Here is a 21,956-nt window from a genome sequence, read left to right on the forward strand (position 1 = left end):
GGGAAATTAGTTGGTCGGCACGAGAGGATTTGAACCTCCGACCCCTGACACCCCATGACAGTGCGCTACCAGGCTGCGCTACGTGCCGAACTGTGCGAGATAGTGTACCTTTTCCGCGATCGATTGCAAGCTACTGATGTGTTAACTGCTTTATAAATAATCAGTTAGCGATAAAACGTTTCTCTTCCGTTAAAACCTGCAGCAATAAGGCCAGCTGCAACCGATGATCTTTTAGTTCATGACCTTCGTTATCATAAGCCTTATAGCTGCCGCTATTATCCAGTATCAGCGTGGTTTGTGGCGTAGTAATCACCAATTTATTGTCTTTGGTACTGGCAATCCAGTCATGTCGACGCTGGGCCGCAAACAGATCTTCCCCCTGAGAATACTCTCCCGGTGCGGTGCTTACATGCAGTAAGCGTTGCATCAGTGTGGTCATTACATCCTGGTGGTCAGTGAGTTTGCTAACCTGCTGCGCGGGGGTATTTGGCCAATGCACAACCAAGGGAACCTGTAATGCAGCACGGTTACCCGGTTGATTATTGCCATCCAGCACTACGCCATGCTGAGCGGTGATGACCACGACAGTATTTTTCAACAGGTCTTTCTGTTGCAACGTATCCAGCACGGTTTGAATCTGTTTATCCACGCTTGCGGCATGACGTTGATAACGACGTGATATATCGTTAACACTACTGTCGGTATCGTTTAGACCTTCATAGGATACCCAGGAAAACCAAGGGGTGCTCTCCTGTTTCCGGCTCGATAACCAGCGCTGCCAGTGTGCGGTTGTCTGAGAGTCTGGCTGGCTGCTGGCAGCGGGCAAAGAAAAATCAGCCAGGAGCGCCTGACGATAAAGAGGGGAGCTGAAGCCATCGGAGGCAAATAATCCGAACTGATAGCCTTGTTGGCTGAGTGCACTGATTAATGTCGAGGGAATACGTGAAGAGAGCACGCCATCCATATAGCTCGGAGAAATGCCATAAAACAGGCCAAAGAGTCCGGCATCATCTGAAGTACCGGCGCTATAATGCTGATTAAAACGCACATTATTCTCAGCGAATCGGTTGAGATTCGGGAGCGCTTTCGTCATGGTTTGCTGGTTCAGGCCGTCTACCGTTATCACCAGCAAATTGCTGTGTGTGCCTTTATCGCGGAAGGCAATTTCGCTCAGCGGATAAGCAACCGACAAAGCTTCCGGGTTGCCCTGTTGTACCAGACGGCGCTGGTACTCCTGAGCATCCAACAGGCCGTGTTTTTCAAGAAAGCGGCGTGCTGTCATTGGATAAGAAAGCGGTAAATTAGAGCGCTGCATTGTAATCGGGCGATAAAAGTTTGCATCAGCCCAAATATACATTAAATGACTGGTGAAAAAGGCGGTGATAAATAGCGCGGCTAATGGCTTGCCAAAGCTTCGGCGGTTCAGGCTACGCAGCTTCTGCCAGCTCCATGTAGCGAACAGCATCTCTACCAGAAAGATCGCGGGAACGCTAATGAACATTAACTGCCAGTCGCGCGCCATCTCGCTTTGGTCGGGGTTGATGACTAATTCCCAGACGATGGGATTCAGGTGCAAGTGGAAGCGGTTAAAAACGGCGCTATCAACCAGCATCAATGTGAGACCCGCAGTGGCGACTATTGCTGAGACAAAACGCATTAGCCGCTGTGACAAAACAATAAATGTCAGCGGAAAGACAATCAGCAAGTAAGCGGCAAAAACGATAAAGCTGAAGTGTCCAAGCCAACTGATATAGGCGTAGATACGCCCTGCTAACGAGGAGGGCCAGTCGGCAACGAACAGATAACGGCTGCCCAGAATGAAGGCAAAAAAGATATTAAACAGCGCGAACCAATGCCCCCAGCTGATCATCTGGGAGACTTTTTCACGATAGCGCTGTCGATTGTTTACCATAACAGAGTCAGGATCATCACTTTAGTGGGCTTTATCTTCGCGAACTGAAGCCTGAAGTGCATCAGCGAAGGAACGAGCCAGCACGCGACGCTGAGCTGGCGCAACGCTGGTATTAATTAAATTGGTTACCATATTTCCCAATACCATCAGGGAAAGGTCGGTTGGCGTCTGGTCTTTTTCCAGTACGGATACCATTTCTGCGAGGAGCTGTTCCACGCGTTCGTCACTGTAACGGGATGATTGTGGCATAACGTCGAATTATTCAAGTATTAAAGGGCGGTATCTTAACGTAATAGCGCGATTTTTGCCGCACTTTTATCATCATCTTAACTTAATGCATTGTGCGGTTGATTGCAGCGACCCGCAGTGATTGAATACGCGCCTGAGTCACAAAGGAGAGTCTACCATGAGTCTGGATATCGACCAGATTGCCCTTCACCAGCTAATTAAGCGTGATGAACAGACGCTGGAGCTGGTTTTACGCGATTCGCTATTGCCCACCAATGCTACTGTTGAAGCGATGGTCGAGGAGCTGCACCGCGTATACAGCGCAAAAAGTAAAGCTTACGGTCTGTTCAATGAAGAGAGTGAACTGGCCAATGCGCTGCGCAACTGCCGTAAAGGAGAAGATGATTTTCTTGCCTTTAGTCGCGCGGCAACCGGTCGTTTGCGTGATGAACTGGCAAAGTATCCTTTTGCGGAAGGCGGTATTGTGCTCTTTTGCCATTATCGCTATCTGGCCGTTGAATACTTATTGGTCTCGGTCTTGAGTAGCCAAAGCAGTATGCGCGTTAATGAACAACTGGACATCAGCAGCACGCATTACCTTGATATCAACCATGCTGATATTGTTGCTCGTATCGACTTAACCGAATGGGAAACGAATCCGGAATCCACCCGCTATCTTACTTTTTTACGGGGACGGGTAGGGCGTAAAGTCTCTGACTTCTTTATGGATTTCCTTGGTGCCAGCGTTGGACTGGATACTAAAGCGCAAAACCGTGGCCTGCTACAGGCGGTGGATGATTACTGTGCCGAATCTCAGTTGGATAAAGGCGAGCGGCAAAATTATCGGCAACAGGTTTACAGCTATTGCAACGAGCAGTTGCAGGCGGGTGAAGAGATTGCGCTGGAGGCGCTATCGAGCGAGCTACCGCCACTGGGAGAAAAAACGTTTCAGGCTTTCACTCAGGAGCAGGGATACGAACTGGAAGAGAGTTTCCCGGCAGACCGCAGTACGTTACGTCAGCTTACGAAGTTTGCTGGCAGCGGCGGTGGGCTTACCCTTAATTTCGATGCAATGCTGTTGGGCGAGCGGATTTTTTGGGATCCGGCAACGGACACCTTGACCATAAAAGGTACTCCGCCGAACTTGCGCGATCAGTTGCAACGCCGTACCGGCGGCCATTGATCACCATTGACCCCAAAAAAAACGCCGCATTAAGCGGCGTTTTTCGACAGCATCAGCGATTAAGCGCGAACGAAGTCGATGTGCTGCAGTTTTGGCTTGAACGGGTGACGCTGAACAGCCTGAACTTTAACTTTAACTTCTTTACCGTCGACAACCAGGGTCAGAACATCGGTATAAAACTCAGGCTTAACCTGGGTGTTCATCAGTGAGTCATGATCCAGTTCGATAGCAACAGCTTCTTCCTTGCCACCGTAAATGATAGCGGGGAATTTGTTAGCTGCACGCAGGCGGCGGCTCGCACCCTTACCCTGCTCTTTACGTACTTCTGCATTAATAGTGAACATTTGTGTATCTCTTCAAGAATATGATCCTGCTACAGGCGACCCAGCAACAGGTTGGAGTGTTCAGCTTTTGCGAGAGCAAAAGCGGGCGGCATTATAGCCGAGTTACCTTTGGCAGGCAAATATACCCGTCATACTTGACGCTGCTTCTGCGTTGACTGCGTGTGTGCGCGCCGGTCACATAGTTTGCTATGCTCCCGGTGACTTGCAACCTTGCCGCAACGCCAATTATTTAGGGTATCCCGTCATCCCGGAAGGTGCTTCTGCGGTTGGTCGCGTTGGTGATTATCGGTTTTAGCGTAGTTCATTAGCCCGGCGATAGCGTCCCTGATAATCGAATAACTTTTCTCTAACCTGCCAATAATATTTGTGCTGACGTGCAACGACAAAATCGGGATGCCGTAAGAGAGGCTGTAATGCGACGATATCAGCAGCATTTTGCCAGCCAAGTGGCACACCAGGTGCACGCTGGTGGGGACGCATAAAGATCTGTTCAAAGGCTTTACGCTGGGACGGGGTTTTCAGACGGAAGCGTTCGCTGACGCTGTTTCCGTCTTCATCAAAATATTCAGCCTTAAGCCATTCACCGTTCTCATCATTACCGTGGGTCAGTTGCATTCCACCACAACGTAAAACCAGAGCATCCTTTAATTTAAGGGCCGCTTTCAGCATATCGTCCGGATCGACAAGAATGGCGTCACAGTGGTGACAGCGTCGTGCCGCAATGTCGTTTTCCGTGTTGCAGTGCGGGCAGTTTTTAAAGCGAAAGCGGAAGTCACACTGTTCGCGATGACCTTCATCATCGTCCAGTACTCCCTGGCAGCGGCGTCCGAAATGTTCAATAACGGTACCGTCTTGCGTGGTTTTTCCCCAGAAGGTATTCGCGAAACCGCAGGCGGGACAAAATACTTGCACCGGGTGATTATCGCTTTTACCTTTTGGCGCGCCAACCTCGGGCGTATAAAGGTCGTGCGGGTTTCCGGCATAATCAAGGATCAGACAGTCGCTTTTTCCCGGTGATAAACGCAAGCCGCGGCCCACGATTTGCTGATACAGGCTAACGGATTCGGTTGGGCGTAGAATAGCGATTAAATCAACGTGTGGTGCATCAAAACCCGTTGTGAGTACTGCCACATTGACCAGATAACGTAGTCGTTGATTTTTGAAGGCAGTGATAGTGGCATCTCGTTCGGCAACTGGCGTCTCTGCGCTGATTAATGCCTTTGCTGACGGCAGGAGCGAGAGTACTTCTTTCGCGTGCTCAACAGTCGCAGCGAAGATCATCACGCCTTTGCGATCTTCAGCAAACTCAACGATCTGACGGATGATTTGTGGGGTGATACGCTGTTGCTGTTTTAATTCGCGGTTAAGATCAGCCTCGCTGAAGAGCCCGCTTGCTTGTGCCGTTAGACGACTGAAATCATATTGTACTACCGGCATATCCAGCCGCTCAGGCGTGACAAGGAAGCCATGTTTAATCATGTAACGTAGCGGCAATTCATAGATGCAGTCACGGAATAGTGCCTGCTCATCCCCACGTACCATCCCGTGATAGTGAAACTGATATATCCACCCTTTGCCCAGACGATAGGGTGTTGCGGTTAATCCCAACAGTCGCAACTGAGGATTATGTTGGCGAAGATGAGTAAGAATATGCTGGTACTGGCTGTGTGCGTTGTCACCAATACGATGGCATTCATCCACAATCAGCAGTGAGAACGCACTGTCAAAACGCTCAAGATTACGTGCAACGGACTGCACGCTGCCAAATACAACTTTACTTTCACTCTGCTTGCGCTGCAGACCGGCAGCGAAGATATCAGCTTCAAGCCCGTAAGCTTGATATTTGCTGTGATTTTGCGCAACCAGTTCTTTTACGTGCGCAAGCACCAGTACCCGACCGCGTGCGCGCCTTGCCAGCTCGGCAATCACCAGGCTTTTACCTGCACCGGTAGGTAACACTATGACGGCAGGTTGTTGGGAACGGCGGAAGTAGCTGATCGCAGCATCAACCGCTTCCTGTTGATAAGGACGCAGAGTAAACGACATGAATTGGCAACGATTTTGGAAACAGGGTCGTATTATGCCATGAAAGCAGGTGAACAGCGCGATCGCCTCTGTTAGCGAGGTGTAACCCTGGGTTATACTAGCCTTCACCTTTCAGGGCGCGCTGGCGTCTTTTCAGGCGTTTAACCCGATACGCTACAGGTAAAATCAGATCCGATGCAGCGTAATGTATGGCGGGTATGACACGCCGGACTTCATTTCAAGAAAACAGGCAAAGCAGATTTAATGCGACTCGATAAATTTTTATCTCAGCAACTGGAAATTAGCCGGGCAATTGCAGCCCGTGAAATCCGTGGTCGACGCGTTACGGTTGATGGTGAAATCGTCCGTGACTCCGCGTTTAAACTTGACCCGGAACATCAGGTTGAATATGACGGGAATCCGCTACAGCAGCAGTTTGGTCCACGCTACTTTATGCTGAATAAACCGCAGGGTTATGTCTGCTCTACCGACGATCCCGATCATCCTACCGTGCTGTTCTTCCTGGAAGAACCCACAGCCTGGAAACTGCATGCGGCAGGGCGCCTTGACATTGATACTACCGGTCTGGTTTTGATGACTGATGATGGACAGTGGTCTCACCGTATTACCTCACCGCGCCATCACTGTGAGAAAACCTATCTGGTCACGCTGGAACAGCCATTAAGCGATGACACCGCACAACAATTTGCTGAAGGTGTTCAATTGCATGGTGAAAAAACGCTAACGCAGCCGGCGACATTGGACGTTATCGCAGAAAATCAGGTCCGTCTGACCATCAGTGAGGGGCGTTACCATCAGGTTAAGCGCATGTTTGCTGCTGTTGGCAACCACGTTGTTGCACTTCATCGCGAACGCATCGGTGCTATAACGCTGGATAGCGATCTTGAACCGGGCGAGTATCGTCCATTAACGCTCGAAGAGATTAGCAGTATAGTCGTGCCGAAGTAGCCGCGGGGAAGGCCTTATCTATAAAAACATCACCTGACGGCAGGAGTATGAATCCCGCTCAGCTTGTGAAGAGCGGCGATTCCGGTGAATGGGCAACCCGCACCGATGCCGCTTCAATTATGAAGAGAGGGGAAGTAGAGTGCGAAAGGAAAGTAACTCCTCAATCGGCTTGGTCGTTATTCTCGGCCTTCTGGCTATGTTGATGCCCTTGTCGATTGATATGTATTTGCCGGCACTGCCGCAGATTGCCAAACAATTTAACGTCTCTGCCGGCAGCGTACAGATGACGCTGAATCTCTATATCCTTGGTTTTGCGCTCGGGCAGTTATTTTATGGCCCACTGGCGGACAGCTTTGGTCGGAAGCCGGTGATAACCTTTGGAACGCTGGTGTTTGCGCTGGCAGCTGCGGCCTGCGCGATGTCTCAGACGGTTGAACAACTGATCAATATGCGTTTTTTGCATGGACTGTCTGCTGCTGCGGGGAGTGTAGTGATCAGCGCGTTAATGCGTGACAGCTATTCGAAAGAGGAGTTTTCACGCATGATGTCATTTGTGATGCTGGTCACCACGATTGCACCGCTGCTGGCACCCATCCTGGGCGGTTGGATGTTGCTGATTTGGAGCTGGCACGCCATTTTTTGGGCAATTTCCGCTGCAGCAATTGTTACCACGCTGCTGGTAGTCACCCAAATTAAAGAGACGCTACCCCGTGAAAAACGTCAGCGTTTTCATCTTCGTACCATGCTTGGTAATTTTCTGCAGCTTTTCCGGCATACGCGCGCTTTTAGCTATATGCTTGCCAGCGGTTTCTCTTTCGCAGGATTGTTCTCATTTCTGAATGCCGGGCCGTTCGTCTATATCGAAATCAACCATATTTCGCCTCAACATTTTGGTTACTACTTTGCGCTTAATGTGGTGTTTTTATTCATTATGACGTTAATTAACAGCCGTTCAGTACGCCGCTTTGGCCCGCTGGCCATGTTTCGCTTTGGTCTGTTAATTCAGTTTGCGATGGGGATCTGGTTGCTGATTGTTAGCCTGCTCAATTTGGGCTTTTTACCGCTGGTGTTTGGCGTTGCGATGTTTATCGGCTGCGTCGCGATGGTTTCGTCGAACGCGATGGCGGTGATCCTTGATGAATTTCCGCATATAGCAGGGACTGCGTCATCACTGGCCGGGACGCTACGTTTTGGTATCGGTGCACTGGTCGGAATGCTGCTCTCAACTATCACCTTCAACAGTGCCTGGCCAATGGTTGGTGCCATTGCACTGTGCTCAACGGTATCAATTTTGCTGTATTTATACGCCAGTCGCCCGCATAAACGGGTTTAATTTCATCTCTGATACAAAGCGCATAATCCCCTCTGCGGTTCCTGCTGTCCATTTCGGGATAGCGCTGCCTGTAGCGTAAGACAGTGATGGATGGCGGGGGACCTATTTTCCGGACAGAAACATTTAAATGGGGCGTTTGGTTTATTGCTGGACCTTATCTGGTGTTTGTACGAAATGCATGATTCCTTACCTGCGTTGTAAAAAGTAATGCGCAAAAAAGTTATTAATTTGTAGCGAAACTGGTTGTTATCCCGGTATTAACGCGGTAAATATATTCGATAAAATGAGAACTAACTCTCAAAAAATGAAGTCGTATCACGCGAATTATAAGAAAAGCGACAGTTGAGATTGACACGTATTCTGAAACATTCAGGTGCTGATTTCGCCGCGCTGTTGCGAATAAAATACCACTGCTCCGGGGATTTGATTTGACTACGCTACATCTTTCAGTCGTTCATCGTTTACCACAGCGCTACCGCTGGTCTTCCGGGGGAGCGGGTGAGGTAATTGAACCTTTAAATATTAGCTCGTGGGCGGATGAGGACGCGCTGATTGGCTTGAAATTACTCAGTCATGATGGTGAGACCGCCTGGGAAACCATGCATAAGCTTAAAGCTGCACTGGCTGATATTCAGGTAGACTGCACCGTGCTGGAGTGGGAGGGGGAGCCTTGCCTGTTTGTCTACCTCAATGATGAAGCCGCCACCACCTGCCGCCTGAAAAACCAGGGCGTGGCCATTGCTGAAACCTTTTCGCCAGTAAATCCGTTCTGACCTTATTCGCAGGCTTGCGTCAGATGATGTCAGGAAAATGACAAAAGCTGACGCGTATACGCCTGCTGTGGTGCGGCAAAAATTGTCTCACAATCGCCTTGTTCCACCACTTCCCCCTGCCGCAACACTACCAACTGATGGCACAGCGAGCGCACTACTTTAAGATCGTGGCTAATAAAAACGTAGGCCAGGCGGTGCTGCTGCTGCAATTTCTTGAGCAGCTCCAGGATCTGTTTTTGTACTGAGCGATCGAGAGAAGAGGTGGGCTCATCCAGAATTAGTAGCTCGGGTTGCAGGATTAGCGCCCGGGCGATAGCGATGCGTTGGCGTTGTCCGCCGGAAAATTCTGCAGGATAACGGTAGCGGGTTTGTGGATCGAGTCCAACCTCAAGCATGACTTCAACTACTTCACGGTCGCGCTGTTCTTCCGTCAGGCTTGGGCGATGCACCTGTAACCCCTCGGCGATAATTTGCGTGACGTTGAGTCGCGGATTTAACGAAGAGTTTGGATCCTGAAAAACCACCTGAATACGCGGGCGCACCTTAAGCATTTTTTTACGGTCCCACTGATGTAATGGTTGGTTATCAAACCAAATATCTCCCCGGGACTGGATTAACCGTAATAGTGCCAGCCCAGTGGTGCTTTTGCCCGATCCTGATTCTCCTACAAGCCCCAGGCTTTCTCCCGGGCGCAGCGTGAAGCTGAGTGATTTCAACGCAATGTGGTGATCGACCGTACGTCGCATTAAGCCACGCCTGATGGGAAACGAAACCTGTAAATCCTCAACGCGCAGCAGCGGCAATTTTTCAGCGTCGGATGGTAATGGACGGCCTTCGGGCTCAGCGTCCAGTAGCTTACGCGTATATTCATGCTGAGGTGCTGCAAACAGTAATGAAGTATCGTTATTTTCGACGACAGAACCGTTGTGCATTACCGCTACATTATCGGCTAACTGGCGGACAATATTTAGGTTGTGGGTGATAAACAACAACCCCATATTCAGTTCCTGCTTCAGTTCTTTCAGCAGGGTCAGGATTTGAGCCTGAACCGTAACGTCCAATGCTGTCGTTGGCTCATCAGCAATGAGCAGTTCGGGCTGTGTCAGCAGCGCCATAGCGATCATGATACGCTGCCGTTCTCCTCCAGATAACTGGTGCGGATAATCACTGAGGCGATTTTTAGCGTTGCGGATACCAACGCGATCAAGGCAAGTGAGCATTTCGGCTCTTGCAGCTTCGCGGCGCATACCTCGGTGCAGCGATAGCACTTCATACAGCTGTTTTTCAATGGTATGCAGCGGATTCAGTGACATCATCGGTTCCTGGAAGATCATCGCCATACGGTTGCCGCGTAGGCTGCGCAACGTGCGGTCATTAGCCTGCAGCACATTGTGTCCGGAAAAATAAATTGCACCACCTTGATAAAGGGTCGGCGGCGTAGGCAACAGCCGCATCACCGAAAGGGCCGTTACGCTTTTCCCCGAACCGGACTCCCCCACCAGGGCTAAAGTTTCACCAGCATCAACCGACAGCGACAAATTTTTTACTACAGAGCGAGTAATGCCGCCCTGACGAAAAGCGATACTTAAATCTTCAATCTTGAGAAGTGGCGTACTCATATCAATGCACCTTGCTGGGGTCAAACGCGTCACGAACGGCTTCGCCAATAAAAATCAGCAGTGACAGAAGAAGCGCCAGCGAGAAGAAACCGGCCAGCCCAAGCCATGGAGCCTGCAAATTATTTTTTCCCTGCAGCAACAGTTCGCCCAGAGAGGGCGAACCCAGCGGCAGTCCAAATCCAAGGAAATCCAGTGAGGTGAGGGTAGTTATAGAGCCGCATAGAATAAAGGGTAAAAACGTTAGCGTAGCAACCATCGCATTCGGTAGCATATGGCGCAGCATAATGCGGCCGTCGCTTACGCCCAGCGCTTGAGCCGCGCGAATATAGTCAAAGTTACGGGTACGCAAAAATTCAGCACGCACTACGCCGACCAGACTCATCCAGCCAAAAAGTACGGTAATCGCCAGTAGCCACCAGAAGCCGGGTTGTACTACGCTTGAAAGCAGGATAATCAGGAACAGCGTGGGCATCCCCGACCATACCTCGATAAAACGCTGCCCCAGTAAATCTACCTTGCCGCCAAAATAACCTTGGGTTGCACCAACCACTACGCCAATCACGCTGGAAATTACCGTTAGCATCAGACCAAACAACAGCGAGATTCGCGTGCCGTAAAGAATACGTGCTAATACATCGCCACCGTTTGAATCGGTCCCCAGCCAGTTCTGGCTTGATGGAGGCGAAGGGAATGGTACTTGGGTGGCGAAGTTAATGGTATTATCCCCAAACCGGACGGGAGCCCACAGAGCCCAACCCTGATTATCAATGCGATCTTTTAGCCAAGGGTCCTGATAATCTGCAGATGTTGCCAGCAGCCCGCCAAAGTCGGCCTCCGTATACTCAACCACCAGCGGTATATACCAGCGATCCTGATAATGCACCACCAGAGGCTTATCATTTGCCAGCAGCTCCGCCCCCAGACAAAGCACAAAAATAGCCGTAAAGATCCATAGTGACCAGTATCCGCGACGATTTTGCTTAAAGCGCCCCCAGCGGGCCTGATTAATTGGGCTTAGGTGTCTCATTGGCGTCCCTCAAAATCAATGCGCGGATCGACCAGCGTATAGGTAATATCGCTCAAAATATTCAGTAGTAGCCCAATCAGCGTAAAGATGTAGAGCGTACCGAACATTACCGGATAATCGCGTTGGATGGTCGCATCGTATCCGAGCAAGCCCAATCCATTTAACGAGAACATCACTTCAATTAAGAGCGAACCGGTAAAGAACATACTGATAAAAGTGGCAGGGAAGCCGGCGATAACTAACAGCATCGCGTTACGAAACACGTGACGATAAAGTATCTTATTTTCGTCCAGACCTTTTGCCCGAGCGGTGACGACATACTGTTTACGAATTTCATCCATAAACGCGTTTTTTGTCAGCATTGTGAGCGTGGCAAAACCGCCAATAACCGTAGCCAAAACCGGTAACGCGATGTGCCATAAGTAATCAGTGATTTTTCCATACCAGGGCAAGGTATCGAACTGTGGCGAAGTGAGTCCCCGCAATGGAAACCAGTCAAGATAGCTACCACCAGCAAATAGTACAATCAACATGATCCCGAACAGGAAAGAGGGGATAGCGTAGCCAATGATGATCAGCGAACTACTCCAGATATCGAATGCGCTGCCGTTGCGTACCGCTTTCTTGATACCGAGGGGGATAGACACCAGATAAATGATCAGCGTGCTCCACAGTCCCAGGGTAATTGAGACTGGCAGGCTCTCTTTAATTAACTGAATAACGGATGCACTGCGAAACAGACTATCGCCAAAATCAAAGCGTACGTAATCCCAAAGTAGCTTGAAATAGCGTTCGTGCAGTGGCTTATCGAAGCCGTAGCGTTGAGTGATCTCTGCAATCACTTCGGGATCAAGGCCGCGAGATCCACGATACTGGCTGTCACCGGGGTTGTGTACAGCATTTGTGCCACGTCCGCTGCCTGCACCGCCATCGGCGGTGGGTAGACCCGACGTTTGTCCAAACTGAATATTGGCGATGGCCTGATCGACTGGACCACCGGGCGCAACCTGAACGATAAAAAAATTAATCGTAATAATCGCCCACAGCGTAGGGATCACCAGTAACACACGACGAAGAATATAAGCGCCCAAACTTTACTCCTTAACGTCGTTGGGCCGGCAGCTGTGCGGCTTTGTTAACATCGTACCACCAGCCATCTGTTCCTGAGGAATAGGTTGGCTCAATAGCGGGCTGAGAAAATTTGTTCCAGTAAGCATAGCGATCCTCGCGATTAAACCACATTGGGATCATATAGTTATTCCATAACAATACGCGGTCTAATGCTCTTCCTAAGGCGAGTAACGCGGATTCATCACCCTGATTTTTCACGATCTGCGCGATAAGTCCATCAACCACCGGGCTCTCTACGCGTGCGGTATTCCAGCTTGACTCAATGTATTGCGACGCCCAGCTGATCTGCAGGGAGGGGCTGGGATAAGGCATGGCGTAGTGGTTAGATGGAATCATGTCGTAATCTCCCTGGCGCAGGCGGCGCAAGTATTGCGAGCTATCGACCTGCCGCAGGGTTAGGTTAATGCCCAACCGGGAGAGATTATGCTGAAACGGCAGCACCCACTCGGTGTTGGCGCCGCTGCGTAACAGCAGTTCGAAGGTCAGCGGCTTGCCGGTAATGTTGTTCACAAAGCGTTTGTTTTTTAGCGCCCAACCAGCCTTTTTCAGTAACGTCAGTGCCTTTAGCAGATTATCGCGATCGTAACCATTGCCGTCGGAGGTCGGGGGCAGGTAACGGGAAGTCAATACCTCATCCGGGATTTTGCCTTTCAGGGGAGCCAGCAATTCCAGCTCTTTAGCATCCGGATAGCCACTGGCTGCATACTGCGTATTCTGAAAATAGCTGCTGGTACGTTTGTAAGCGTTATAAAATAGCGCCTTATTCATCCATTCGAAATCGAAAGCCAGCGCTATTGCTTCGCGAACACGGTGATCGTTGAAAACGGGTTTTTGGATATTAAATGCCAACCAGGCGGTATCTGTGGCGACATTATTAGGGCGTGCACCCTTAACGATGTGGTTATTTGCAAAATTATTGCCGCGATACTGCGTTGCCCATTTTTTCGCTGAATTCTCCGCGCGGTAATCGAAGGCTCCGGCTTTAAATGCTTCAAATGCGACATTATCATCAAGGTAGTAGTCGTAGCGCAGCGTATCGAAATTAAAACGGCCTTTATTCACCGGGAGATTAGCGGCCCAGTAATCTTTCACGCGCGAATAGGTAATGTACTGGCCCAGTTTATAGGCGGTGATCCGGTAGGGGCCACTGGAGAGCGGGGGAGAATCCAGAGGTTCATTTAGTTTATGATTTTTCCAGAATTTTTCCGGCATTATCGGCAGGCCACTAAGCAGGCCCAGCATCATATCTTTATCGCCATTAGGCAGATCGATACGTACCGTCAGCCGGGAAATGGCTTTAACACTGACGCCTTTATACGCCACACGAAACTGCGTCACGCCTTCGGTCATAAACTTGTCGAAGGTAAAGGCCACATCTCCAGCGGTGATGGGGGAACCATCCTGAAAGCGTGCTTGCGGATTAAGGGAAACCTCCATCCAGCGAAAATCAGCGGAATAGCGTGCCACTTCGGCAATCAGCGGGTAGTAACTGCCGACTTCATCATCAGAGGCGGTAAACAGCGAATCATACAGGTTATTGGTCGCCACGCCTGGGTTGCCGCGCGAGGCGTAGCGGTTGAAGTTATCATAAGTACCAATCGATGACAGCGTCATCTTCCCCCCTTTGGGCGCGGCGGGATTGACGTAATCATAATGCGTGAAATTGCTGGCGTACTTAGGTTCACCCAGCGAAGCAAACGCATAACTCTCTTTAATCTCTTCTGCCTGGGTTGTCAGGCAGAACGAGCTGAGAAAAATAAGTGTAATCAGACGTATGAACATGGTGCTGACGGATTCTCCATCGCAAAATTAAACTGATTTTATACTTAAACTCGCTGTCATTACAGCCGATAAATCGGCTAGCTTAATGATAATTAATAGATATTACCCACCGGAGGATGTTCACCGGTTAGACAGGCTCTTAGTGGCACGCTGTATTTTCATTTGTACTTAACGAGTCTGAAATGAGTCGATAAGTTGTGAAACTGTCATGGGAGCACTGTAGAAATATCCCTGCAGCTGCGTAACATCATGGTTAATCAGCCAGCCTGCTTGTTCCCGGGTTTCCACTCCTTCGGCAATGGTTTTGAGGTTTAGTTTCTTTGCCAGGTTTAATACCGTATCCAGCACCGGCGAGGTGACGGTTTCCATACCAATACTTTGAACAAATCCTCGATCAATTTTAAGGTAATCAAAGGTGAATTTTTCAAGATAAATCAGTGCACTGTGCCCAGTACCAAAATCATCAATAGCGATCTCAATTCCCTGATTATGGATCCAGTCAAAAATTTCGCCGGCATTACGTTCCGACACCATGGTTCGCTCGGTAATCTCAAAAACATAGTTAAAGTAGCCTGACGGCATTGTCGTCAACCATGTTTTGACATCGTGATGAAACGTGGCCGAGGAGAGATGATTAGGGGAAATATTGATTCCCATTTTTAATCCTGGTGGGAGAATATTACGTAGTCGGTGAGCATCGCGGGCAACCAATTTAAACAGATGCTGCGTCAGAGGAACAATTAATTTCTGACCTTCGGCATAGCGGATAAAGGCATCCGGTGGGATATGCCCTTCCGTTGGGTGCGTCCAGCGCAATAGCGCTTCAAACCCGGAGGTCAAACCGGAGGCAGCATCGATCACCGGCTGATATTCAACGTGAAACTGTCCCCGCTTCATACCAAGCAGCATTGCTTTACCTGGCCTCAGGTGAAGTGTTAACAACATAAAGCTGAGGGAGGCAATCAGTACCGCACACAATGCGCCAACAAGCAGCAGAATATAAACTTCATGCGGATGAAATGTCGAACCGTAAATAATAAAGGTGAAGTCATAGTCCTGAAGAGTGAACGTACGTAGTGGCTGTTTTGGCAATTTGCTGGTGCTAATCACATGGCTATCCCACGTGGTCAACGCATTATTACCTATACGAATAGCCATGCCGCTTATTTCCTGCTGACGTGAGGCCAGCAACAGATAGGGTGTTAAGTCGATATTCAAAGTTGTCAGTACGCCGGTTTTCTCCGGGAGGACCGCGCGTCTCCATAATACCATCGCGGGCGTTGACGGCTGCATGGGAGTACCGGCAATAAGTGTGAGGTCAAGGGCTTTATCCAGATTGGTTTGTGGGGAGATTTGCATGGCGGATAAAGAAAAGGCACCCGTGGCAGAAGAACAGTAGGCATTGCCGTCCCGGACCAGCAAAATAGCCCGGATACTGCGGGTGAAAGCGGCTCGTGAGGTGAGTTCAGCATTAATTGCAGAGCAGGGAAGTCGGGCAGAGTCACGTAGTGGTTCCAGCACTTTCCGCAACGAATCAAACCCATTGATAAGGTTATCCCGGCTGGCAAGTACCAAACGGTCATGCTGCTGTGTACGTTGATGGAAAGTGAGCGTCAGCGAAATGCTGATAAAAAGAAGAAAGAAAATAAAACCCACTCCTGCACTCAGCAAGGCAATCTTTCGTGGATTGGCCGCGTGATGCGTAATCTTCGTTGCTGCCATTGTGTATTATCTCCCGAGCCTGGTCCTTTTATTCTTAACGTCATACGTAATATTCGGGTGGCAGGTTGAACAGAAATAGTGGTAAAGAAGTTTCCTGTTATTTTTATGATTAGTAAGGGATTTTTAATAGAAAATAATCCGAGTGCGGCAATGCCAGACGAGAAAATAAACTCTGGTTACGCATTTGCGGGCATAAAAAAACGCTGACGGGCAGCGTTTTTATTCATCTCATGTTCGCGGACTTCAGGAAAATCAGCTTTGTGTGCGACTCAGTACTCGACGAGCTTCACGATAACGATTTTTCCAGTATGAATCATTCAGATTGGAAATCATTACGCCGCTGCTCGTTGAGGCGTGAACAAAGTTGTCATTACCCAAATAGATGCCAACATGACGTCCGGTTGAACCCGCACGGAAAAGCACTAAATCGCCGGGACGCAGCTTACTGCGTTGGATGCTTTTACCGCTGTCTTGCTGCTGCGACGTTGAACGCGGCAAATCAAGACCAAACTGGTCACGGAAAGTTACCTGCACGAAAGCAGAACAATCAATGCCACGTTTACTGTCACCGCCAAGACGATAGCGAACGCCTTTCCAATCAGCATATTGGTCCATAATGCGTGATTTAACATCAACGCTCTGAACCATCTGTTCGAATTCATCCTGAGACGCTTGAAGTAAAAAACCATTCTGGTTCTTAACTGCATGGGTCTCAGTTTGTGCATTATGTCCGTTATTGCCTGAACTACACGCTGTAAGCAATGCCGCGATTGCGACGGCGGGGATGGCCCGCAAAATATATCTCAGAATAGGTTGAGATTTGACCATTGTGTTTGTTATCCCTTGAAGTCCTTAACGACTAATGTCGTTAGATAAAATGCGAACGGAATGAGATTAATTAGCTAACCGTAGTAAGACAATTCCTGAATTACTAAAATGTGTTAACGAGCACATTTTAATTGTAAACAAACTGAAAAAAGACGGTTTTACGCTAATCGCAACTGAGGTTACCCGATCCGAAGCCGCGTTGCGAGTGGTTTTATCGACTTTTTTATAGGTTTTTTTGATGTGAAATCAGTATGTAATGATTCGGTTAATTTAACATCAATAAAGAGCGACTAATTGATAAAATAAGTAAAATTTTGGTAGTTAGTCTGCGTATTATGTCTGAAATTAAGAATATTCTATCTGGACGGGAGCGGGGAAGCGGATTTTTTGCGAAAACTTAGCATAATAAATTCTTTTATCCCGAGGCTGATTCGCCGTTTAGTGAGGCGCAAAATGTGAGCGCCACTTCACGTTAACGCTATGACAACTCGATTTAAACAGTCTTGTCGCAGACGATTGTAGTGGCGAGGGCGATACGTGGTCCGAACAGATGACAAGATTGTTTAACGATGGCTGTGAGTAAAACCGGAGGGTAAATGCCAGCCCGGCACGTTGTAAAGTCGGCGCGCGGGCTGAAAAACGGATCAGCGGCTTGGTTTATATTTACCGGGTAAAGAACGATAAAGCCAGTTGATTAAAAGATCGCTGGCTGGCGTTATTAACCACCAACTGGTGCCGAGTAGAATTATCGACAGCGAGCCTACCGCGACATCCGTAAACCAATGTGCACCCGCCATGATGCGCGGCAGGCTAAATACCACGAAAATAAGCAGTGCAATCACAAAGGCCTTTTTACCAAAATAGCGCAGCATAAAGCAGGTAAAGACGAGTAGCATGATGCCATGGTCGCCAGGGAAGCTGTCGTTAGAAGCATCCTTAGCGGGAATGCCGGTTAATACGCTAACCCGGTGGCTATCCTTAAAATAGACCGTTGGGCTCGCGCGAACGGCATCAATCAGCAGGTGCCCCAACTGGTTCACCGTTACGGCAGCAATTAGCATAGTAATACCGATGGCGAGTAAACGACGACGACTTTGCGGGGCGGGTTCAGCCCGCCAGAATGTCAGGTAAAGCAGCCCCATCGCCAGTAACGATACCAAATCGAATCCGCGGAAGTTGGTGATTGCGACCAGCCACAACAGGGATTTATAGATCACGACGCGATCGTTAAACCAATAAAAGATTGATTTATCAATGGGGAACCAAAAACCGTGATTATCGGGCAGGGACCATGATAAAAAGAGACCGATACCTAATGCATTAAGTAAAAGGATCGTCACTAAACGTTTAGCATTCATCGTGATTCGTTCTTTGGAAAATAACGGGGTAGGTTATGCTCCTGCGTCTAAACGAAGCTTCAACAAAGCGCTTTGTAACGTGTTCCATGCCGCTTCCTCCTCATGAATCAATTCAATGCGGCTATCCGGGGGGGCTGACTGTCGTGTTTCGATCTGCAAATCCTGCCCCTGGCGATTTATGCTCAGTAGTCCTTCCGTAATACGCACAACGCCCTTTACACGCGTGACCGGTGCCAGCCGTGCCCATTCGAGTATACCTATTGTATCGAATACCGTTTCGTGATCGAATATCCACCCACAAGCGTAGTAGCCTTGTCCCTGATTCAGGGCCCGCCGCCAGCGCGTATTATTATCCAGCCGCAGTGCTGCAAGCGTTGATTTTGCGTGACTGTGATCGTGATGTAATGCACCAGGCAGTGCACGTAAATTGAGGCGAGGCCGATCCAGTAAATAGGGTTCAATACGACCAAATTCGGTTTTAATCAGTTGCCGATCGCCTAAGTGTAATTGTTGCCATTCATCTAATGCGTTAACATCTTCTGTTTCCCAACGGTCTTGCTTATTGGCAATAATAAAATCAGCCGCGGCGAGTTGATCGCGGAAGTTTTCGTTTTCCATAACGCGCGGATCATGCAACTGACGCGGGTCAAGCAAAGACAATGTGGCATGGAGCGACAGCCAGGGCTGATAAATCTCGGCGGTGAGCATCTCAATAATTTGTCGCGGATGGCCCAGCCCTGTAGGTTCAATCAATAAACGGTCAGGCTTTGCCTGCTTCAGCAGCATATTCAGGCCGACCTGCATAGGTAAACCGTTCACGCAGCACATACAGCCGCCGGGGATCTCTTTCAACACCGCCCCACTTTCTGCCAGCAAGGCCCCATCGACACCAATTTCGCCGAATTCATTAACCAGCACAGCCCATTTTTCATTCTCGGGTTTCTGTTGCAATAGATGCAGCAAGGTTGTGGTTTTACCACTGCCAAGGAAGCCGGTTATCAGATTAACTTTTGTCACGTTATTTCTCCTTTTGCATGCATTGCATGTGAGCGTGAAACTGATGCAATGTTATATCTGGCCCAGCCGGAGGGTAAATCCCACGCTTTGGGGGAAATTAGCGGATAGTGAGCGTGACATGAATTTCCGGGCTGATAACATTACGGGTTAGCGCGAATTGTTATACCGTAACAAAGTAAAGGAAGGCCATATACGCATTTGACAATAAAGGGCTGGTTTCGCTAAGTATCACCAGAATGCAACGTGCCCCTTAACGTTCACGTCACAATGGCTCCTGCTATCTCTACCTTGTTGTGTTGCAGGAAGGGGCATACGCAACCTGCAACACTGCGTCCTGAGCTAGTCCGCGCGGCCCATAAAGCGGCGCTCTGCAATGTGGATTTGGATCTTCTCACCGCTACTGATGTATTCGGGGACCTGAATGACCAGGCCGGTGCTCATAGTGGCGGGTTTGGTCCTGGCGCTGGCTGAAGCGCCTTTAATGCTTGGCGTAGTTTCTACAATTTCCATTTCAACGGTTTGTGGCAATTCCAGTGCAAGGATCTGCCCATCCATCGTCAGCACCTGAATGCCGGGGATACCCCCTTCAGGAAGGAACAATACCTCTTCTTCAATCTGCTCTTTCTTGAAGTTGTACGGCGTGTAATCTTCATCATCCATAAATACATATTCGTCACCGTCCATATAAGAGAAAGTAACCTTACGACGGCTAAGAGAAATGGTGTCGATGATATCGTCGCCCTTGAAACGTTCTTCAACTTTTAATCCACTGCGGATATCGGTAAAACGCATTTTATACAGGGTAGAAGCACCGCGTGCGCTGGGACTTTGAACATCAATATCTTTAACTAACAGTAATTTGCCATTAATGCTAACGGCCATTCCACGTTTGATTTCGTTTGCTCTTGCCATGGTTACAGTCTCATAAAAGGGGAAATCAGCATTTACCGCGTCAAGGTACTCGCGCTATAGCCTTCAGGCAAGTTCTGCGCGTGGGATAACGCGAAATTACGGGTTATTGACCATCAATCATTAGGGGCATAGCGTTAATGTCCGGAGACTGCTATTGTCGCGTTTTAACTCATACTGAGTATGCCTGATGCAGTGTCGTTCTGACTGTGGTGCCTGCTGTACTGCGCCGTCAATCTCTTCTCCGATCCCCGGAATGCCGCAGGGCAAGCCCGCCAATATGCCCTGTGTACAGTTGGATGATCGCTTACGCTGCAAGCTTTTTGGTTTAGCCGAACGCCCTGAGGTGTGCGGCGGTCTCCAACCCTCAGATGAAATGTGTGGAACGCAGCGGGAAGAAGCGATGACCTACTTGATCAAGCTTGAAACTGACACCACCCCATGACATTGCCCCGCGTTCAGTCAGATTCTCAGACATCTTTAATACGCCACAAACACCCCAGGGTGCCGACAATCATTAAGATGGCAAACCAGAAAACGGCATGATAGCTCCATAGCTCAGCCACGGTGCCCGCCAGTGACCCGGCAATAATCCAGCCGACGCGGGTGGAATTAGTAAAAAGCGTTGTGGCCGCGCCTGCCTGTCCTGGCATCAAATCCTGAAAATAGATCATGCCAATCCCCGCGAGGATGCCGATAAAAATGGCATTGAGTCCCTGTAGTAAGAGCATTGGAATCTCACCTTGAACAAACAGCAGTCCTGAATAAAACAGGAGTCCGGCCAGCGCTGAACCGCGCATCATTGTTCGCTTGCCCATCCGTCGGGCGTAGTAGCCAGCCAGCAGCATCACCGGAATCTCTAACGCCGCAGCCATTCCCATTAACTCACCGGCTAACCGCTCCGGAAAATGCAATTCACGCACGACGTAAAGCGGCATATTGATGAGATAAATATTGTTGCAGGTCCACATCAACGTGCAGCCAATAAACAGCAGTAGCGTATCGCGGCGATTACGGCTGGGTGCCTGAAAGGTGTCGGTGGTTTTTTGCTGCACTTTACGCATCGAAGGCAGTAAATACTTAACAATGATCGCACAGCAAACGAAGGCTAATGCGGCAAACAAATACATCGTCTGAAAGCCATAACCCAGCGCCAACGCAAACGCGATAGGTGGCCCGATCACCCATGCCAGTGAAATTTGCGTACGCATAATGGAGCTGAACATAACGGCTTCACGCCCGGTGCGATCGGCATGCTCACGCGCCAGCGCAAACATTTGTGGGGTGGCACTCGAACCAAAACTTGAGAGCAACACGCCAAGCAGTAGCAAAACGAAGTAGCTGCGGTTCCAGGCGAAAAGCACGCAGGACGACGCGCCAAGCAGGCAGCAGTAAAAAATAAGCGTTTTGCGATCTCCCTTCCGATCCGAATATGCAGCCAGCAATTGGCTAACCACGATACCGATCACGGCGCTACCGGTGAAAAAAAGTCCAACAGCAAAGGGGCGGGCGTGTACTTCGGTTGAGAGAAAAAGGCTCAGTGTGGGGAGCTGAAGCGCACCGGCGATACCGGATAAAAAAGCCACTACGAGAAAAGCGATTGAGCGAAGATCAGGCTGTTGACGAGCTGTCACACCGGGCGTTTGCATGAGAAGTGATAACCAGAGAAATTCGAAGCACGAATTCTACCTTGATGCCTGTTTTTTAAAAGCACGTTTCAATCATTATTAATAAGGAGCCAGGCCTTTCGCATTTATTGTGCAAATCGATGTTGCTGAAGTTGTGCTGAAGCTGGA

The 21,956-nt window shown here is 49.3% G+C and carries 19 protein-coding genes and 1 tRNA gene; 5 read left to right on the forward strand and 15 right to left on the reverse strand.

Annotated elements, in window-relative coordinates:
• Positions 1-11 precede the first annotated feature (11 nt).
• From J1C60_RS06305 to J1C60_RS06315, 3 genes are all read right to left on the reverse strand, one after another.
• Positions 12-88: transfer RNA gene (locus J1C60_RS06305), tRNA-Pro, on the reverse strand.
• A 72-nt stretch (positions 89-160) separates the two neighbouring features.
• Positions 161-1,912 (reverse strand): LPS biosynthesis-modulating metalloenzyme YejM, encoded by a 1,752-nt coding sequence (yejM, locus tag J1C60_RS06310; protein ID WP_128176398.1) that lies wholly within the window; start codon positions 1,910-1,912, stop codon positions 161-163.
• A gap of 21 nt (positions 1,913-1,933) precedes the next feature.
• Positions 1,934-2,161: a YejL family protein gene (locus J1C60_RS06315; protein WP_128176400.1), complete on the reverse strand. Its 228-nt coding sequence runs from the start codon at positions 2,159-2,161 to the stop codon at positions 1,934-1,936.
• A 157-nt stretch (positions 2,162-2,318) separates the two neighbouring features.
• Between J1C60_RS06315 and yejK the strand changes: the two genes are divergently transcribed.
• The gene (gene yejK / locus J1C60_RS06320) at positions 2,319-3,323 is read left to right on the forward strand and encodes a nucleoid-associated protein YejK (RefSeq protein ID WP_128176402.1); all 1,005 of its coding nucleotides are present in this window, start codon (positions 2,319-2,321) and stop codon (positions 3,321-3,323) included.
• 59 nt (positions 3,324-3,382) lie between these two features.
• On the opposite strand, the gene rplY is transcribed toward yejK, so the two are convergent.
• Together rplY and radD are read right to left on the reverse strand one after the other, a co-directional pair.
• Positions 3,383-3,667, reverse strand: coding sequence for a 50S ribosomal protein L25 (gene rplY, locus J1C60_RS06325; protein ID WP_128176404.1), 285 nt, complete (start codon positions 3,665-3,667; stop codon positions 3,383-3,385).
• A 291-nt stretch (positions 3,668-3,958) separates the two neighbouring features.
• Entirely contained in the window at positions 3,959-5,713 is a 1,755-nt protein-coding gene (radD, locus tag J1C60_RS06330; protein ID WP_128176406.1) for a DNA repair helicase RadD, read from the reverse strand.
• A 243-nt stretch (positions 5,714-5,956) separates the two neighbouring features.
• Between radD and rsuA the strand changes: the two genes are divergently transcribed.
• The 3 genes from rsuA to J1C60_RS06345 all read left to right on the forward strand — a co-directional run bounded on the left by rsuA (position 5,957) and on the right by J1C60_RS06345 (position 8,767).
• Positions 5,957-6,661, forward strand: coding sequence for a 16S rRNA pseudouridine(516) synthase RsuA (rsuA, locus tag J1C60_RS06335; RefSeq protein WP_128176408.1), 705 nt, complete (start codon positions 5,957-5,959; stop codon positions 6,659-6,661).
• A 139-nt stretch (positions 6,662-6,800) separates the two neighbouring features.
• Positions 6,801-7,994 carry a Bcr/CflA family multidrug efflux MFS transporter gene (locus J1C60_RS06340; protein WP_128176410.1) on the forward strand — a complete coding sequence of 398 codons (1,194 nt, stop codon included), beginning with the start codon at positions 6,801-6,803 and terminating at the stop codon, positions 7,992-7,994.
• 428 nt (positions 7,995-8,422) lie between these two features.
• On the forward strand, positions 8,423-8,767 hold the full coding sequence (locus tag J1C60_RS06345) for a YejG family protein (protein ID WP_128176412.1): 345 nt from the start codon (positions 8,423-8,425) through the stop codon (positions 8,765-8,767).
• A 29-nt stretch (positions 8,768-8,796) separates the two neighbouring features.
• Here J1C60_RS06345 and yejF read toward each other — a convergent pair whose 3' ends face one another.
• The 9 genes from yejF to yeiP form a co-directional block, all read right to left on the reverse strand.
• Positions 8,797-10,386, reverse strand: a complete 1,590-nt coding sequence (yejF, locus tag J1C60_RS06350; protein WP_128176414.1) for a microcin C ABC transporter ATP-binding protein YejF — start codon at positions 10,384-10,386, stop codon at positions 8,797-8,799.
• 1 nt (position 10,387) lies between these two features.
• Entirely contained in the window at positions 10,388-11,413 is a 1,026-nt protein-coding gene (locus J1C60_RS06355; protein WP_128176416.1) for a microcin C ABC transporter permease, read from the reverse strand.
• Positions 11,410-12,504 carry a microcin C ABC transporter permease YejB gene (locus J1C60_RS06360; RefSeq protein WP_128176418.1) on the reverse strand — a complete coding sequence of 365 codons (1,095 nt, stop codon included), beginning with the start codon at positions 12,502-12,504 and terminating at the stop codon, positions 11,410-11,412. The genes J1C60_RS06355 and J1C60_RS06360 overlap by 4 nt, the downstream gene beginning before the upstream one ends.
• A gap of 10 nt (positions 12,505-12,514) precedes the next feature.
• On the reverse strand, positions 12,515-14,326 hold the full coding sequence (locus tag J1C60_RS06365) for an extracellular solute-binding protein (RefSeq protein ID WP_128176420.1): 1,812 nt from the start codon (positions 14,324-14,326) through the stop codon (positions 12,515-12,517).
• 168 nt (positions 14,327-14,494) lie between these two features.
• Entirely contained in the window at positions 14,495-16,048 is a 1,554-nt protein-coding gene (locus tag J1C60_RS06370; protein ID WP_128176422.1) for a cyclic di-GMP phosphodiesterase, read from the reverse strand.
• Positions 16,049-16,300: 252 nt separating this feature from the next.
• The gene (gene mepS, locus J1C60_RS06375) at positions 16,301-16,876 is read right to left on the reverse strand and encodes a bifunctional murein DD-endopeptidase/murein LD-carboxypeptidase (RefSeq protein ID WP_128176424.1); all 576 of its coding nucleotides are present in this window, start codon (positions 16,874-16,876) and stop codon (positions 16,301-16,303) included.
• 644 nt (positions 16,877-17,520) lie between these two features.
• Positions 17,521-18,234, reverse strand: a complete 714-nt coding sequence (locus J1C60_RS06380) for a phosphatase PAP2 family protein (RefSeq protein ID WP_128176426.1) — start codon at positions 18,232-18,234, stop codon at positions 17,521-17,523.
• A 33-nt stretch (positions 18,235-18,267) separates the two neighbouring features.
• Positions 18,268-19,251, reverse strand: coding sequence for a CobW family GTP-binding protein (locus J1C60_RS06385; RefSeq protein WP_128176428.1), 984 nt, complete (start codon positions 19,249-19,251; stop codon positions 18,268-18,270).
• Positions 19,252-19,590: 339 nt separating this feature from the next.
• On the reverse strand, positions 19,591-20,163 hold the full coding sequence (gene yeiP, locus J1C60_RS06390) for an elongation factor P-like protein YeiP (RefSeq protein WP_128176430.1): 573 nt from the start codon (positions 20,161-20,163) through the stop codon (positions 19,591-19,593).
• 187 nt (positions 20,164-20,350) lie between these two features.
• Here yeiP and J1C60_RS06395 point away from each other — a divergent pair, with 187 nt between their 5' ends.
• Positions 20,351-20,605, forward strand: a complete 255-nt coding sequence (locus J1C60_RS06395; RefSeq protein WP_128176432.1) for a YkgJ family cysteine cluster protein — start codon at positions 20,351-20,353, stop codon at positions 20,603-20,605.
• 25 nt (positions 20,606-20,630) lie between these two features.
• Here the strand turns inward: J1C60_RS06395 and J1C60_RS06400 are convergent, their stop codons facing one another.
• Positions 20,631-21,809, reverse strand: a complete 1,179-nt coding sequence (locus J1C60_RS06400; protein ID WP_128176434.1) for a sugar efflux transporter — start codon at positions 21,807-21,809, stop codon at positions 20,631-20,633.
• Positions 21,810-21,956: the final 147 nt, after the last annotated feature.

This window comes from [Pantoea] beijingensis (assembly GCF_022647505.1).
Classification (GTDB): domain Bacteria; phylum Pseudomonadota; class Gammaproteobacteria; order Enterobacterales; family Enterobacteriaceae; genus Erwinia; species Erwinia beijingensis.

Coding starts and splice junctions, on each gene's coding strand:
- J1C60_RS06380 (WP_128176426.1), bottom strand. CDS start 18,234: ATGAATGCTAAACGTTTAGTGACGATCCTTTTACTTAATGCATTAGGT.
- rplY (WP_128176404.1), bottom strand. CDS start 3,667: ATGTTCACTATTAATGCAGAAGTACGTAAAGAGCAGGGTAAGGGTGCG.
- rsuA (WP_128176408.1), top strand. CDS start 5,957: ATGCGACTCGATAAATTTTTATCTCAGCAACTGGAAATTAGCCGGGCA.
- mepS (WP_128176424.1), bottom strand. CDS start 16,876: ATGGTCAAATCTCAACCTATTCTGAGATATATTTTGCGGGCCATCCCC.
- J1C60_RS06365 (WP_128176420.1), bottom strand. CDS start 14,326: ATGTTCATACGTCTGATTACACTTATTTTTCTCAGCTCGTTCTGCCTG.
- yejK (WP_128176402.1), top strand. CDS start 2,319: ATGAGTCTGGATATCGACCAGATTGCCCTTCACCAGCTAATTAAGCGT.
- yejM (WP_128176398.1), bottom strand. CDS start 1,912: ATGGTAAACAATCGACAGCGCTATCGTGAAAAAGTCTCCCAGATGATC.
- J1C60_RS06400 (WP_128176434.1), bottom strand. CDS start 21,809: ATGCAAACGCCCGGTGTGACAGCTCGTCAACAGCCTGATCTTCGCTCA.
- yeiP (WP_128176430.1), bottom strand. CDS start 20,163: ATGGCAAGAGCAAACGAAATCAAACGTGGAATGGCCGTTAGCATTAAT.
- J1C60_RS06315 (WP_128176400.1), bottom strand. CDS start 2,161: ATGCCACAATCATCCCGTTACAGTGACGAACGCGTGGAACAGCTCCTC.
- J1C60_RS06370 (WP_128176422.1), bottom strand. CDS start 16,048: ATGGCAGCAACGAAGATTACGCATCACGCGGCCAATCCACGAAAGATT.
- yejF (WP_128176414.1), bottom strand. CDS start 10,386: ATGAGTACGCCACTTCTCAAGATTGAAGATTTAAGTATCGCTTTTCGT.
- radD (WP_128176406.1), bottom strand. CDS start 5,713: ATGTCGTTTACTCTGCGTCCTTATCAACAGGAAGCGGTTGATGCTGCG.
- J1C60_RS06355 (WP_128176416.1), bottom strand. CDS start 11,413: ATGAGACACCTAAGCCCAATTAATCAGGCCCGCTGGGGGCGCTTTAAG.
- J1C60_RS06395 (WP_128176432.1), top strand. CDS start 20,351: ATGCAGTGTCGTTCTGACTGTGGTGCCTGCTGTACTGCGCCGTCAATC.